General features: G+C 71.3%; 13 protein-coding genes. 5 read left to right on the forward strand and 8 right to left on the reverse strand.

The window, feature by feature from the left end; genetic code table 11:
- Window positions 1-17 precede the first annotated feature (17 nt).
- Window positions 18-887: a polysaccharide deacetylase family protein gene (locus ACFO0C_RS34385; RefSeq protein WP_378070938.1), complete on the forward strand. Its 870-nt coding sequence runs from the start codon at window positions 18-20 to the stop codon at window positions 885-887.
- On the opposite strand, the gene bfr is transcribed toward ACFO0C_RS34385, so the two are convergent.
- Window positions 862-1,344, reverse strand: a complete 483-nt coding sequence (gene bfr / locus ACFO0C_RS34390) for a bacterioferritin (RefSeq protein ID WP_378070939.1) — start codon at window positions 1,342-1,344, stop codon at window positions 862-864. The genes ACFO0C_RS34385 and bfr overlap by 26 nt on opposite strands.
- Window positions 1,345-1,399: 55 nt before the next feature.
- On the reverse strand, window positions 1,400-1,588 hold the full coding sequence (locus ACFO0C_RS34395; RefSeq protein ID WP_317796459.1) for a (2Fe-2S)-binding protein: 189 nt from the start codon (window positions 1,586-1,588) through the stop codon (window positions 1,400-1,402).
- Between the two features lie 242 nt (window positions 1,589-1,830).
- On the opposite strand from ACFO0C_RS34395, the gene ACFO0C_RS34400 reads away from it, so the two are divergent.
- Window positions 1,831-1,989, forward strand: coding sequence for a hypothetical protein (locus ACFO0C_RS34400; protein WP_378070940.1), 159 nt, complete (start codon window positions 1,831-1,833; stop codon window positions 1,987-1,989).
- A gap of 26 nt (window positions 1,990-2,015) precedes the next feature.
- Here ACFO0C_RS34400 and ACFO0C_RS34405 read toward each other — a convergent pair whose 3' ends face one another.
- Window positions 2,016-2,636, reverse strand: a complete 621-nt coding sequence (locus ACFO0C_RS34405; RefSeq protein ID WP_378070941.1) for a hypothetical protein — start codon at window positions 2,634-2,636, stop codon at window positions 2,016-2,018.
- 259 nt (window positions 2,637-2,895) lie between these two features.
- Here ACFO0C_RS34405 and ACFO0C_RS34410 point away from each other — a divergent pair, with 259 nt between their 5' ends.
- Window positions 2,896-3,213, forward strand: coding sequence for a DUF3311 domain-containing protein (locus ACFO0C_RS34410; protein WP_378070942.1), 318 nt, complete (start codon window positions 2,896-2,898; stop codon window positions 3,211-3,213).
- Window positions 3,210-4,919 carry a sodium:solute symporter family protein gene (locus tag ACFO0C_RS34415; RefSeq protein ID WP_378070943.1) on the forward strand — a complete coding sequence of 570 codons (1,710 nt, stop codon included), beginning with the start codon at window positions 3,210-3,212 and terminating at the stop codon, window positions 4,917-4,919. Before ACFO0C_RS34410 ends, ACFO0C_RS34415 begins: the two co-directional genes overlap by 4 nt.
- Here ACFO0C_RS34415 and ACFO0C_RS34420 read toward each other — a convergent pair.
- The 5 genes from ACFO0C_RS34420 to ACFO0C_RS34440 form a co-directional block, all read right to left on the reverse strand.
- Complete coding sequence (locus ACFO0C_RS34420) at window positions 4,891-5,376, reverse strand: hypothetical protein (RefSeq protein ID WP_378070944.1); 486 nt, start codon at window positions 5,374-5,376, stop codon at window positions 4,891-4,893. The two genes, ACFO0C_RS34415 and ACFO0C_RS34420, sit on opposite strands and share 29 nt — an antisense overlap.
- Before the next feature lie 108 nt (window positions 5,377-5,484).
- A complete protein-coding gene (locus ACFO0C_RS34425) occupies window positions 5,485-6,066 on the reverse strand; it encodes a hypothetical protein (RefSeq protein WP_378070945.1) in 582 nt (193 codons plus the stop codon).
- 81 nt (window positions 6,067-6,147) lie between these two features.
- Window positions 6,148-8,880, reverse strand: coding sequence for a BTAD domain-containing putative transcriptional regulator (locus tag ACFO0C_RS34430; RefSeq protein WP_378070946.1), 2,733 nt, complete (start codon window positions 8,878-8,880; stop codon window positions 6,148-6,150).
- A gap of 66 nt (window positions 8,881-8,946) precedes the next feature.
- Window positions 8,947-9,240 carry a hypothetical protein gene (locus ACFO0C_RS34435; protein WP_378070947.1) on the reverse strand — a complete coding sequence of 98 codons (294 nt, stop codon included), beginning with the start codon at window positions 9,238-9,240 and terminating at the stop codon, window positions 8,947-8,949.
- A 10-nt stretch (window positions 9,241-9,250) separates the two neighbouring features.
- Window positions 9,251-10,987, reverse strand: a complete 1,737-nt coding sequence (locus tag ACFO0C_RS34440; RefSeq protein ID WP_378070948.1) for a PPC domain-containing protein — start codon at window positions 10,985-10,987, stop codon at window positions 9,251-9,253.
- A gap of 166 nt (window positions 10,988-11,153) precedes the next feature.
- On the opposite strand from ACFO0C_RS34440, the gene ACFO0C_RS34445 reads away from it, so the two are divergent.
- Window positions 11,154-14,261: a WD40 repeat domain-containing serine/threonine protein kinase gene (locus ACFO0C_RS34445; protein WP_378071508.1), complete on the forward strand. Its 3,108-nt coding sequence runs from the start codon at window positions 11,154-11,156 to the stop codon at window positions 14,259-14,261.
- The last annotated feature ends 49 nt before the right edge of the window (window positions 14,262-14,310 follow it).

The following is a 14,310-nucleotide window of genomic DNA, read 5'->3' on the forward strand; positions in this document are numbered from 1 at the left end:
CTGCCATCCTTGCGGGCATGATTGTCGATCGCCGGGTGCTGGCCCTCGTCACGGTGCTGATGCTGGCGGGCTGCGGTGAGCCGGCACCTCGGACCGTTCCGCCGCCCTCACCGGCGCCGGTGCGATCGCCGATCGTCGAGGCAGAGCCCGTCGCGGTTCCGGGTGCGGCCCGGGCGGGGTCCGTGCCCGCGGTGGTGCAGCACGGGAGCCGCGACGTCAAGCGTGTGGCGCTGACGTTCGACGCGGACATGACCGACGCGATGACGGCGCGGCTGCGGCGGGGCGAGGTGAAGTCGTACGCGAATCTGCGCCTGCTCGGCATCCTGGAGAAACGGCGGATCCCGGCCACGTTCTTCGTCACGGGGCAGTGGGCCGAGCAGTACCCCGACGTCACGCGCAGGATCGTGGGGAACCCGCTGTTCGAGGTGGCGAACCACAGCTACGAGCACGCGGCATTCACCGGGGACTGCTACAACCTGCCCCGGGTGAAGCCGGCCGACATGACCGAGGACGTGGCCAAGACGTTCCGCGTGCTGGAGCCGTTCGGCGGGCGGCAGACCCGGTACTTCCGGTTCCCGGGCCTGTGCCATGACCGGGCGGCCCTGACGGCGCTGGCACCGCTCGGTGTCACCGTCGTCGACGGCGACGTGGTGAGCGGCGATCCGTTCGCACGCGGGCCGGAGCCGGTGGTGGATGCGGTGTTGTCGCAGGTGAAGCCGGGTTCGATCGTGATCATGCACGTGACCGAGGCGAACGCCCTCTACACCGACGACGCGCTGCCGGCCATCCTCGCCGGGCTCCGCCGTCGCGGCCTGGAGCCCGTCACGCTGTCGGAGTTGCTGGCCGGCCGGCGCGCCGATGTCAGCCCGCTTCCGGGTGCTCCGTGACGTTCTGGAGATAGAGCGCCTCGCCGAGCTTCTCGATGAGGGCCATCTGGGTCTCCAGGTAGTCGACGTGGTGTTCCTCGTCGGCCAGGATGTCCTCGAAGATCCGGGCGGACGTGACGTCGCCGATGGAGCGCATGTACTCCAGGCCGCGGCGCAGCCGGTCGACCGCCTCCACCTCGATCTTCATGTCGCACTCGAACTGCTCCTTGACCGTCTCGCCGATCCGCACCGCGAACAGCTTCTGGTAGTTGGGCAGTCCCTCGAGGAAGAGGATGCGGTCGGTGAGGACCTCGGCGTGCCGCATCTCGTCGATGGATTCGTGCTTGGTGTGCTTCGCCAGCACGGTGTAACCCCAGTTCTCCTGCATCTTGGCGTGCAGGAAGTACTGGTTGATCGCGGTCAGTTCCGCGGTGAGCTGCTCGTTGAGAAACTCGATGACACGGGCGTCGCCTTGCATGCCAAATACCCCCAGTTATGGCCAAACTGGGGTTGAGCGTAACGGATCGGTGACGCTATGCGACTTTTGATAGGCGCGTGTCGGTGGTCTCCTCTTCGATCAGGTCGCAGATCCGGTCGAGGCAGCTGCCGCAACCCGTCCCCGCGCCGCAGGCGTCGCCCACGGCTTCCTCGGTGCGCGCGCCCAGGCGGATGACGGCGCGGACCTCGCGTTCGCGGACGTGGTGGCATATGCAGACGTACATGGAACCCGGATCCTCTTGTTTTGCTTAGCCTTACCTTCGTTAGGCTGCCCTAAAAGCCCTGGTCACGCAAGCCCTACGGGGTGCGAGGCCAAGATCACCGGGCAGATCGGTGAAATCCACTGTGCGGGCACTGTGCATCCACTAGGAATGACGTAAGGGAGTGCCGGAGTTCGTTGACTGTTTCCGTTCGGCTTTCCTACGGTCGTCTCAACGAAATTCCGGCTGTTTCTCGGAGAGTTCCCATGTCTGTTGCGGTCCGCCAGGACATCCAATTGCTCGGCCTCCGTCTGCCGATGCCGCAGTGGCTCGCCGAGGAGGCCGCTGAGCTGCGGGAAGACGACGAGTACGAGTACGACGACCTGGATGAGGACGACGTCGACGACCATTTCCCGCGCTCGTGAATTCCTTCGGGCCCGCTGTGCCCGGTCTATGAATCACCGGTGACCGCGGTTTCCTGGATCCGTGCCTTTACTGTGATGGTCTTCGATTTCGTGCCGTTCTCGCCGATCGCCGTGAGCGTATACGTGTGTGACGCCTCACCGCCGGGCTCGCCACTGCACGGGAAGGCCAGTTCGGCCGAGTCGGTCGTCCCGTAGGTCGCGTAGACGCCGGGGCCGTCGACGGCGAGGGTGGTCCTGTCGGCGCCGGTGACCTTCCATTCGAGCCGGACCGGCTGGCCCTCGTACCGCACCTGGTCGGTGCCGGATGGGCAGACCGGCTTGGACGCGACAGCGAAGCGGGCGATGGCCGGGCCGGTGGCCCCGTGTTCGGTGCTCGCCGGGGAAGCCTGCTCGGCCGGCGGCTCCTTCGGGGCTCTGGTGGCGAGCTTCTCCGCGGGCGCGGAGGCTGTGGGCTCCTCCGCGACCGCGCTCGACGGCTCGGATGGGGTCAGGTCGGTCAGCGCCTGGCCGGGTCCGGTGCCGGCGTCGGCGTCCCGGATCCGCGACAGGGTGACCCCGGCGGCCACCGCCAGGCTCACCATCGCCACCAGGGCCGCGACGAACCAGCGGCGACCTCTCGCTGATGATGGCTCGTAGTCTTCCGACACCGTGTCCTCCCTGGTGAGCGCCTTTCGCGGCACTCTAGGGCCACCTTGATCACCGAGGGTGCGGGGCAGTGCAGGCGTGGCACGAAGCCGGTACGGTCTGTCGCCCTCCGTGAGCCCAATTCCGGCAAATAGGAAACGTTACTCACGATTAACCAGCCGAACGGACGATGCGGCATCGTCCGAAAGTTTGGTGATCGTGATCTGCATCACCTGCAAACATTGCGGCCGGTGGACGCATGATCACCCTCCGGAGGCCCCAATGGTGGACAGGCGATACGGAACAGGAACCCCCGACCGGTACCACACCCCGCCGAGCCCACCGCAGGCCTGGCCGGTCCCGGCCCGGCACGCCGCGCCACCCCGTCAGTTCCGCACGTTGCGGGGCTTCTTCCGCCGGCCGGACTCCGACCCGCGCCACTGGCTGCTGCTCGTGCCGATCGCCGTACCCCTCATGCCGTTCCTCTACAACCGGGTCGAGCCGACCCTCCTGGGCATCCCGTTCTTCTACTGGAGCCAGCTCGGCTTCGCGTTCCTGGCCAGCGTGGTCATCGCCTACGTGCACACCAGGACACGATGACGATGGGCGATCAGAAGGTTCAGCTGATCGTCTTCACACTGATCTTCGGCGTCGTCGCGATCATGGGGTTCGCGGCGTCGCGGTGGCGCAAGCCCGACTCGATCCACACCCTGGAGGAGTGGGGGCTGGGCGGCCGGGCGTTCGGTAACTGGGTCACGTTCTTCCTGCTCAGCGGGGATGTCTACACGGCGTACACCTTCGTCGCCGTGCCCACCCTGGTGTTCGGCATCGGCGCCGCCGGGTTCTTCCCCGTGCCGTTCCTGGTGATCGTCTACCCGATGCTGTTCGTGGTGCTCGCCCGCTTCTGGTCGGTCTGTCACGTGCACGGGTTCGTCACACCGGCGGAGTTCGTCCGCGCCCGGTTCGGCTCCAAAGGGCTGGGCACCGGGATCGCCGTGCTCGGGATCGTCGCCACCATGCCGTACATCGCGCTGCAGTTGATCGGCATCGAAGCGGTCTTCGAGGTGATGGGCCTGCCCAAAGGCTGGCCGCTGACGATCGCGTTCCTGGTGCTGGCGCTCTACACGTTCAACTCGGGGCTGCGCGGGCCGGCGCTCGTCTCGATCGTCAAGGACACGCTGGTCCTGTGGTCGGTGCTGTCGGTCATCATGATCGCCTCGATGATGCCGGGCGGCTGGGACCCGGTGTTCCGGCTGGCCGAGGCGAAGTACGCGGCCTCGCCCCGGGTCGACGACGGGCTACTGCTCGCGCCGCAGAGCCAGCTCAACTACGTCACCCTGGCGCTCGGGTCGGCGCTCGCGCTCTTCCTCTACCCGCACACCCTCACCGGTGTGCTGGCCTCCCGCAACCGTGGCACGCTGCGACGGAACCTGGCCGTGCTGCCGCTCTACACGCTCACCCTCGGCGTGCTGATGCTGGTCGGCTTCGCGGCGATCTACAGCGGCACCGAGGCGGTGGGCGGGAACGCGAACACCGTCGTACCCCAGTGGTTCAACGAGAACGCGCCCGCCTGGACCGCCGGCATGGTCTTCGCCGCCATCGGCGTCGGCGCCATGGTTCCGGCGGCGATCATGTCGATCGCCGCGGCGAACCTCTTCACCCGCGACATCTACCGCGTCTACCTCCGGCCGGACGCCACCGCCAAGGAGGAGACGTACGTCAGCAAGACCGTCTCGCTGACCGTCAAATTCGGTGCGTTGCTGGTGATACTGCTGCTCAACACCCAGTTCGCCATCGACCTCCAGCTGATCGGCGGCGTGGTGATCATGCAGACGCTGCCCGCCGTGGCGCTCGGCCTCTACACCAACTGGTTCCACCGGTCGGCCCTCGCCTGCGGGATCGGGTCGGGGCTACTGGTCGGCATCGTCATGCTCTATCAGATTCCCAAGACCAACGGCACCACGGTGGTACGGGAGCACTTCGGCGGTTCGGCCTGGCCCCTCGACACCATCGGGATCGACAGCGACGCCAGCATCTACGTGGGAGTCGTCGCGCTCGCGGTCAACCTGATCGTCACGTTCGCGCTCACACCGGTGTTCCGGGGTTCGGGAGTGCCGGACGGGCCGGACCACACCCGCGACCACGACTACGTGGCCGACGAGGGTGACCCCACGATCCGGCGGATGACCGAGATCATCGACGGCGAGACCGCACCCGAGCCGGTGTCCGTGCCCACCCTCGGCGCGCGGTTCACCCCGATCGGCCAGCGGTCACGCCCTACCGCTGGGCAACGTCCTCGATGGTGAGCTCGTAGTCGTAACCGCAGGCCAGCGGGAAGTCCCAGCTCCTGAACCAGAAGAAGCGGTTCTCCCGCAGATCCAGCACCTCGACGCCGAGAACGGCCGGACCGTTCTCGGCGCCGGGACTGGTGGGCGCGGGTGGGCTGAACCACGAGCTGTGGTTTCCGGGACCGGTGAAGGTGCCGGACGAGAAGATCAGAGGGCCGCGAACGTACGCCTGGTAGTCGGCGTAGTCGCTCTTCTCACCGGAGACCAGCATGGCGGTCAGTCCGTGCGTGCCGGTGTAGGTCGCCTTGATGGTGGCGTGCCCCGCCCGGCACAGGGCGTCCGCGTCGGCGCTGCGCCGCTGCGTGGCGACCCAGGTGATCTCGCCGGGCTCGGCGGCCCGGACCGGCTGAGCGGCCGCCGGCGCCGGAAGGAGCGCGAGAGTCAGGCCCGCCATCACGCTGACCGCTTTCGACATGATCGGCCTCCCCGGGTCGTCGCTGGTGACGTACCAGACCACCATGCGGTCCCGGGCCGGGGGCGGGATCAGCCGAAACCTGGCTGTTCGGCTGATCCCCGGGCCGGGTCAGATACGCGGGATCAGGGTCTTCGCGACGGCCTTCGCGTCGGCCAGGTTCCGCGAGTCCGAGGCGCCCCGCGAGTAGACGTCGATCTGGACCGTGCCGTAGAGGACATACAGGTGACCCGAGTGCGTGTAGGCGTACTGGCCCACCCCGTCGACCCACTCCGCCTCGGCCACCGTGATCTCGAAGTCCTCGGCGGTGGTGCGGCTCAGGAAGACGGCGAGCTGACCCCCGGACTGCTGCCACTGGCAGTACCGGGTGACATCACCGGCGGAGCCGCCGTCCTCGTCGATCTGGGTGATCTCACGGCCGGTGAGGTCGACGACCTCGGCCTCGGACAGCAGCGTGCACGGGTCCGGGATGTCACCGCTGTCCTTGACCGAGTGCTTCTCCGGGGTGGGCTTGACCGTGCCGGCCGGGGTCGGCTCGGCGGAGCCCTTGGTGGAGCCCTTGGTGGAGCCCTTGCCGGCGGTGGAGGTGGAGGTGACGTCGGGTGCGCCGGAGGCCGCGCTGCCGAGCACGCCGCATCCGCCGGTGAACGCGACGGCTACGACGGCGGTCAGGGCGACGAGGCGGTGCTTCATGGGTTTCTCCTGAGGAAGAAGTGTGCGGCGATCGCCGTTGCCGAGAACGATCGGCCCTTCCGCCAAAGAAACCCCAAAGGCTCACTTGAGCAGGGCGTTCACTACATCCGAAAGAGTCAGGGCGTCCGCCTCCCGGTAGATGGCGGCGCGTTCGGCCGTACCCAGTCCGGCTCGTGCCGTCGCCTCGGCCGACTCCTTGTCGGCGATCTCGTCGGGGGTGAAACTGGGGGCGCCGAGGGCGGCGCGCTCGCGCTCGGCGAGGGCCAGCAGGCGCAGGCCACCGGCCGCGTCGCCGGCGGCAATGTCCAGCTGCGCGAGACCCTCGACCGCGTCGAGCTGACCCTCGGTGATGCCCAGGTCGGTGTAGATGCGCAGCGCGGCCAGCATCGCCTCCCGCGCCGGGGCATGCCGTCCGCGGCGCCGGTCGGTGGTCGACAGGTTCGACAGGGCGGCCGCCTCGCCGCGCCGGTCACCGAGCTCCCGGAAGCCGTCGAGCGCCCGGGTGAACAGCGGCTCGGCCTCGTCCAGACGTCCCATGCAGCGCAGCGTCCCGGCCGTGTTGTTCGAGGCGGCGGCGGTCATCCGCTTGTCGCCGGCCTCCTCGGCGGCCCGGATCGCCTCCCGTCCGAACTCCAGCGACGCCGGATAGTCCTCCTGCGCCTGCGCGGTGATCAGCAGGTTGTTGAGGGCGGCGAGCACACCCGTCCGGTCGTCGACCGCACGGAACGTCGCCAGACACTGCTCGCCCAGCGTGCGCGCCTGGGCGAGATCGCCGGAGTTGCGGGCCAGCGCGGCCGCCGCCCGCAGCGCCCGCCCGCGCAGTGCCGGTGCCGCCGACGGTGCGGCGTCCAGGGCGCGGCCGAGCCATTCGCGGCCTTCGAGCATGCGCCCGGCGATCCACCAGTACCACCACATTCCGGACGCGATGGTCAGTCCGCGTTCCGGGTCGCCGTCACGCAGCGACCAGTCGATCGTCGCCACGATCGTGTCATGATCAGCGGCGATGCCGCTCAGCCAGGCGGTGTGCTGCGGTCCGTCCGACGGCGGCGGCGCCGCGAGACGACTCTCCCAGAGACCCACCAGCCCGCGGTACGCCCGGACGCGCTCCTCCCCGGCGAGACGCTCCCGCGCGTACGCCCGGATGGTCTCGATCAACCGGTAACGCCCGTCGCGCCACTCCACCATCGACCGGTCCACGAGCTGTGTCAGCGGATCCAGCGGATCGTCGCCGTAGACGGCCTCCGCGGCGGCCAGGTCGAAGCCGCCGGCGAACGCCCCCAACAGTCGCAACAGCTCCTGCTGGGGCAGGTCGAGCAGGTCGTAGCCCCAGTCGATGGCCGCCCGCATCGTCTGGTGCCTGGCCACCGGCGACGTGCCCTTCAGCAGGTCGAGGCGCCGGTCCAGCCGCGACATGATCTCGGCGAGCGGCAGCGCCCGCAGCCGGGCCGCGGCCAGCTCGATCGCCAGCGGCAGCCCGTCCAGCCGCCGGACCAGCTCCGCCGCGACCTCCAGCTCGGCCGATGAGAGCCCGGTCCCGCCCCGCGCCGCCGCGACCCGGTCGGCCAGCAGTCGCACGGCGTCGGCCCGCGGATCGGCCACTCCCGGTGACGGAATGGCCAGCCCGCCGAGCGTGAAGATCACCTCACCCGGCAGCCCGAGCTGTTCCCGGCTGGTCGCCACCAGCCGCAGTCCCGGGCAGGCCGCGAGCAGGGCGTGCGCGAGGTCGGCGGCCTCGGCCCGCACGTGCTCACAGTTGTCCAGGACCATCAGCACCCGCCCGGTCGGATTTCCCGGCCCGTCCGCCGTTTCCGGCTCTTGCGGCGCGGGGCCCATCATCCGACCGCTGAGCTGCGCGATCACGGTGTCCAGCACGGGAATGCCGGGCTCCTCACGGATCCCCGCGGCCGCCGCGACCCGCAGCGCGAGCGGCCCGTCACGATGCTCGGCCAGCTCGACGATGTGCACGGTGTCGTACTCGCCGGCGATCTCCCGGGCCACCTCGAGGCTGATCCGCGTCTTTCCGGCACCGCCCGGACCCACCACGGTGAGTAACCGCGTCTCGCCGAGCAGGCCGAGGAGCCGGTCGAGCTCGGCGCGACGCCCGATGAACCGGTTGCGCTGGGCGGGCAGCCCCGGCGCGGGCCGGTCCAGCGTCGGATCCTGCCGCCGCACGGCCGCCGCGAGCGCCTCCAGCTCACTGCCGGGCCGGGCTCCCAGATCCTGCAGAGCCTTCACGGTACGGCCGAACGCGCCCAGTGCCTCCCCGGCGCGTCCCGACCGGTACAGGGCCAGCAGGAGCAGCCGGGCCAGGCTCTCGTCGGTGGGTTGCTCAGCCGCCCAGCCGGCCAGCTCCGTCGCGGCCGCGGCGTGCCGCCCCTGGTCGAGGGCCTGCTCGGCCCAGCGCAGCCGGGCCGCCAGCCGTTTCTCGGTCAGCCGTGCCGCGTCCGCCGCCACCGACGGCCCCGCGGCCACCCCGTCGTAGGCGTCCCCACGCCACAATCCCAGGTCACCGCCGTCCTCGAACTCGGCGGCGTCGAACCCGGCCCCGTCCAGATCGAGCTGGTAGCCACCCGGCGCCGTCCGGACCCGGTCACCGGCCACCTTGCGCAGGGCCGACACGTGCATCTGCAGGGTCGCGCTGGCCGTCGACGGCGCCCCGTCCGGCCAGAGCTCGCCGAGCAGCCGCTCCACGGTGACCGGCCGGCCCCGCGCGGCGAGCAGGACCGCCAGCAGGGCACGCGGTTTGGGCGGCAGTGTCAGCTCACCGGAGTCCGCACACACCCGCACCGGCCCCAGCACCTCGAACCGCAGCACCCGCCCGATGTTACGGCCCGGCCGCTCCCGATCGGGTCGCCCGGACGGGTGTCGGCACCACCGCGATCAGAGGACGGTCACCGGGTAGAGGTCGGTGCGGGCCACCGTCACGTCGCGCTGGGCGGACAGGGCGGCGCGGCGTGGGTCGGCGAGGAAACCGTGGTAGCCGGCCATGCCGGCGAACTCGATCAGCTGGGTCTCGTCGGGTGCGTCCTCCGGGCCACCGGGCAGGGTGCGGGCCCGCTGGAGCAACCGGCCGTCATGCTCGGCCAGCAGCGCCAGGACGGTGTCCTCATAGGCGGCCATCGCGTCGGCCTGCCCGGGACGGGCCCACAACAGCACGCACAACTGGATCCTCACCCGCCCGACTCTAGAACGCCTCCGGCGGATCAGGCGCGGGCCCTCGCACCTGATGCTCGGTGATGCGGACGGTCACCGCTCCGGCCCGGTCCTCGTAGGGGTCGGCCGCCAGCAGGTAGGTACCGGCCGCCGGTGCGGTGAAGGAGATCTTCGTGCCCTCCGTGTCGGCGACGGCGTCGTACGAGTAGCGGTCGAGTTCGTCACCGTCCGGGGCGATCAGTGCGAGGTCGCCGGTCTCCCCGGTCGCCTTCTCGGGGCGGACCACGAGGTCGAGCCACTGGCCGGCGGCCGCGTCGAAGCGGACGAACGCCCGGCCGCCGGGAGTGGGCGTGCGGGCGGTGACCGCCGGGCCGCCCACCTTCGCGGCGACCGTCGACGATCCGGCCACCCGGACCGTGTAGCGGCCGGTGGGCAGGGAGTCGGTCAGCGCGCCGCCGGGAATGATCTCGATGGTCTGGGCCCCGGCCGTCCGGGTGGTGAACGCGGCGTCCCCGTAGTCGGCGCGGACCCCGGCGCCCAGCGACGCCGAGCCGATCACGCTGCGGTACGGCGATCGGATGACGACGTCGGTGTGCTCGCCCGCCGGTTCGACGTCCGCGCTGGTGATCAGGGCGGTCAGGTGCTCGCCGGCCCCCGTGGTGACGACGACGGTCCCGGTCCGGCCGGGCCGGTCGAGGTTCAGCTCCACGGCGGGGCCGCCGGCCTTCGCGGTGACGGTGACCGGCTGGAGCACGGCGACGTCGACCCGGCCGGTGGACCATCCCTCCGGGTCCACGGTGATCAGGTGGGTCCCGGTCCGGTGCGCGAGGAAGCCGACGGCGGTCCACGACTGCCGGCCTTCCGCGCCCTGGAGCGACTCGGGAGAGCCACCCGGACCCTGGACGCCGAGGCGGAGGAGCCGGACGTCGGCCATCCCCGCGGCGCGGGCGACCACGGTCAGTCGCTGCCCGGCGGTCGCCGGAACCGCGAGCAGCGCCCGCTCGCCCGGCTTCGTCAACGTCAGCTGCGCATCCGGGCCGTTCACGGTGACCGATTTCGGTTCCGCCGGCGACGTCACGAAGACGGTCACCGCACCGACGGTGTCGTCACTGCCGGTGAGCTCCATCGAGTACGTGCCGGTCGCCGCCGCGGTGAGGTCCCGCGACGACGCGCTCGATTCGAGGTCGGGTTCCTCGAGGGTGCCGAGATCGTGGCCACCCGGGTCGCGGACGGTCAGGTCCAGGTCCCACTCGGCGACCTGATCCTCGGAGCGGGCGGCCACGGTGAACGACCGGCCGGCGGTCACCGGGAACGTGACGTAGGCGCGCTCGCCCGGCTTCGTGACACGCAGGGTGATCGGGGTTCCGTTCACCGTCGTGGTCCGGCGGGTCGAGCCGACCAGCTGGAGCGTGCCGGTGCCGCTGCCCGGCGACACCACCTCGGCGCTCCACGTGCCACTGGTCCAGACGTTGAAGGTGGCCACGGCCAGGGTCTCCGACCACGGTGATCGGGCCGCCTCGGTGCCGTCGGGGGTGCGGACCACCACTTCTGGGCGGGTGTCTGCGGGGATGGTTCCCCGGCGCAGGACCACGGCCAGGCGATCACCCTCGGTCACTTCGAAGATGGCACGGTTCGTGCTGACCGCCTCCGCGCCGAGGGTCAGGCGCCTGGTGTCGTACCCCGGGAAAGGGTGTGACGCCGCGCCGGACAGCGAGACGATGACCACCGCCGCCGTGAGAGCCGCCGAGAGGCGGCGAAGGATCCGCACGTCAGGAACGTTATTCGGTTTCCTCCCGGTTTGTCGGTGGATGCGGCACGCCCGACGCGAGGGTACGGATGAAGCACCCTCCGTGGCATTGACAGGTCGTTCGACTATCCTGCCCGGGCGTAACGAACCACAGTGGCCGAGCTCGATGGGTGGCAGCGCCGTGACGATGACTCCGCTGCGCGCCGGCGATCCGACCTCCCTCGGGCGGTACGAGCTGCTCGGACGCCTCGGCGCCGGAGGTATGGGCACGGTGTTCCTCGGCACCGACCCGGACGGTGTGCGCGTCGCGGTGAAGGTCATCCGGCCGGAGTGGTCGGCCGATCCGGCGTTCCGGGCACGGTTCCGCAGTGAGGTGCGACGCGCCCGGCAGGTGCCCCCGTTCTGTACCGCGGCCGTCCTCGACGCCGACACCGACCACGAGCCGCCCTACCTCGTCGTCGAGTACGTGGACGGCCCGAGCCTGGCCGCCGTGGTCCGGGAGCGCGGCCCGCTGCCGGCCTCCGAGGTGTACGCGCTGGCTGTCGGCGTGGCCACCGCGCTCCTCGCCATCCACGGCGCCGGCGTGGTGCACCGCGACCTGAAACCGGCTAACGTGCTGCTCGCCGTCGGACTACCCAAGGTGATCGACTTCGGGATCGCCCGCGGTGTCGAGCTGACCGCCGAGCTGACCGCTCCTGATCAGGTGATGGGCACCGTCGGCTACGTCGCGCCGGAGAGCCTCGACGTGTCCGGCGCCGACCGCACCGGGCCGGCCGCCGACGTCTTCGCCTGGGGTGTCCTGGTCGCCTACGCGGCCACCGGCAAGACACCGTTCGCCGGCGAGTCGGCGATGGCGACGATCGGGCGGATCCTCACCCAGCCACCCGATCTGAGCGGACTGCCCGCCGCGCTGCGCACCCTGGTCGGTGCCGCGCTGATGAAGGACCCGGCCCGCCGCCCGGCCGCCCGCGAACTGCTGGACGCCCTGCTCAACCGGGACGCGACGGTCGTACCCGCGGTCACGCCGGAGCTGCGTGAGGTGGCGCTCGCGGCGCAGGCCGGCACCCGTCCACCCCGGCGCTGGCCCCGGCGGGTGCTGGCCGCCGCCACCGTCGCCGCGCTGCTGGCCGGCACCGGACTGGCCGCCGCCCAGTCCCGCGCCGACGCCGAACGTCAGGCGGCCCGGGCCGAGCGGCAGAGCCGGATGCTGGTGCAGCAGAACCTGCTGGCCCGCTCGTCGGCCGCGCTCGGCGGCGATCCGGGGCTGGCCCTGCGGCTGGCGGTCAGCGCCTACGGGCTCGACCACTCGGCCCGCGGCCGCGCCGCCATGACCGCCGCCCTGGCCACCGGTTACGCCGGGGAGCTGACCGCCCGGTCACCGGTGACCAGTGTGGCGTTCCGGCCGGACGGGAAGGCCGCCGTCACCGGTGGCACCGCCGCGGCCGAGGTGTGGACCCTAGACGGCAACCGGTTCCGTCTCGCGTCGGTGGTGGCGTCCGGCGGCGGCGAGGTCAACGACGCCGTGTTCAGCCCCGACGGGCGGATGCTGGCCGTCGCCGGCGGGCAGCTGCGGCTCTGGGACGTCACCGACCCGGTGGTCCCGCGGCTGCTGCTCACCCGCGCCACCAGCGCGCCCGGCGGCTGGGAGAGCGCGCAGTTCAGTGCGGACGGGAAGAAGCTGCTGACGGTCACCGACCGGACCGCGCTGTGGGACATCACCGACCGCGAGCACCCGGACGTGGTGTGGGGCGAGCCGATCGAGGACGCGCCGACACCACTGGCGCGGATGACACCGGACGGGCGGATCGTCGCCGCCACCGACCAGTACGGCCGCGTCACCGTGTGGCGGGCCAACTCGTCCGGCATCCCGCGCCGGGTCGCGACCCTGGACGAGACCGTCGACGACCTCACCGACATCGCCCTCAGCGCCGACGGCCAGCGGCTGGCCCTCGCGCGGGCGGAGAACGGGGTGCGGTTCTACGACCTGACCGACCCGCGCAGCCCACGGCGCCGCGGGCAGATCGACACCCGGTCGTCGGCGCTCACGGTGACCTTCGACAGCACCGGTGAACTCGCGGCGATCGGGAACGACGACGGCGCCACCGAGCTGTGGAACGTCGCCGACCTGACCGAGCCGCTGCTGCTGAAGGAGATGAGCCGGACCGGCGGGCGGATCGTGTCGGTGGCGTTCTCCCCGGACGGGACGCGGCTGCTCACCGGCGGGCCGCACGCCTCGCAGTCGGCGGTGCTGTGGGAGCCGATCGCGTTCAGTCCACGGGAGCTGTCGGTGCTCGGGAGTGCGGGGGCGGACGAGTTCCGTACCGTCGGAATGTCCGCTCAGGATCTGGTCGCGGCCACCTCCGCCGGGTCCGTCGAGATGTGGGACGCCGCCGACCCGCAGCGTCCGCAGCCCGTCGCCACCTTCGGGACCCCGGCCTCCGGCGCCGGATCCGGTGCCGTCCGGCTGCTGCCGTCGAAGATCCTCTTCTCCGGGGGCAGCCTGCTCGACCTCTCCGGCGACAAGCCACGCCAGGTGATGCCCGGGCTGAAGGCCAAGAAGGAGTGGATCCTCGACGTCGACCCGGACCGCGGTCTGATCGCCGTGTTCGAACGCGGCGACGGCGGGCAGGGCCGGGTCCGGATCCACCGCCTGGCCGGCGACCAGCCGCCACCGGAGGTCGGGTCGATCGCGGCGACGATGGTCTACAGCGCCCGTTTCGGCCCCGGTGGGACCCTGGCGGTCGCCGACGCCACGTCGGTCACCACCAGCACCGTCACCGTGTGGAACCTGACCGATCCGGCTCATCCGATGGTGGCCGGCGCCATCCCGGTCGAATCGGTCGGGGAGCTGCGGATGGCCGGTGGGCCGGGCACCACCGCCTGGGTCGAGCAGGACCTGACCGTCTGGAACAACCGCAACGGCAGCGACCGGGTGGTACGGACGGCGTCGCGGGCCCGCCGCGGTCACCCGTTGAGCCTCTCCACCTCCGCCGACGGCACCCTGCTGACGGTCAGCACCAGCCGGCACACCGAGATCTGGGGGCTCGGGCCGGACGGCGATCCGATGCTGCTGGCGGTGGTCCGCGGGCGCACCAGCGGGGCGGCGATCAGCTCCCGGCAGCCGCTGCTGGCCACCGCGGGCGTCAATGGTGTGACGCTGTGGGACGTCTCCACCGTCCAGAAGGTACTCAGCGACCCGTTGCCGGACGCCTGCCGGCGTGCCGGTGGCCTCTCCGAGGCCGAATGGAGTGGGTACGCGCCCGCACTGGACTACGAACCGGCCTGCTCCGGCTGAATGTCGCACCCCGGCGGTACCGTTCGCGGACCGTCGGGAGGCCGGCGGG

Source organism: Actinoplanes subglobosus (genome assembly GCF_042650585.1).
GTDB classification, from domain to species: Bacteria; Actinomycetota; Actinomycetes; order Mycobacteriales; family Micromonosporaceae; genus Actinoplanes; species Actinoplanes subglobosus.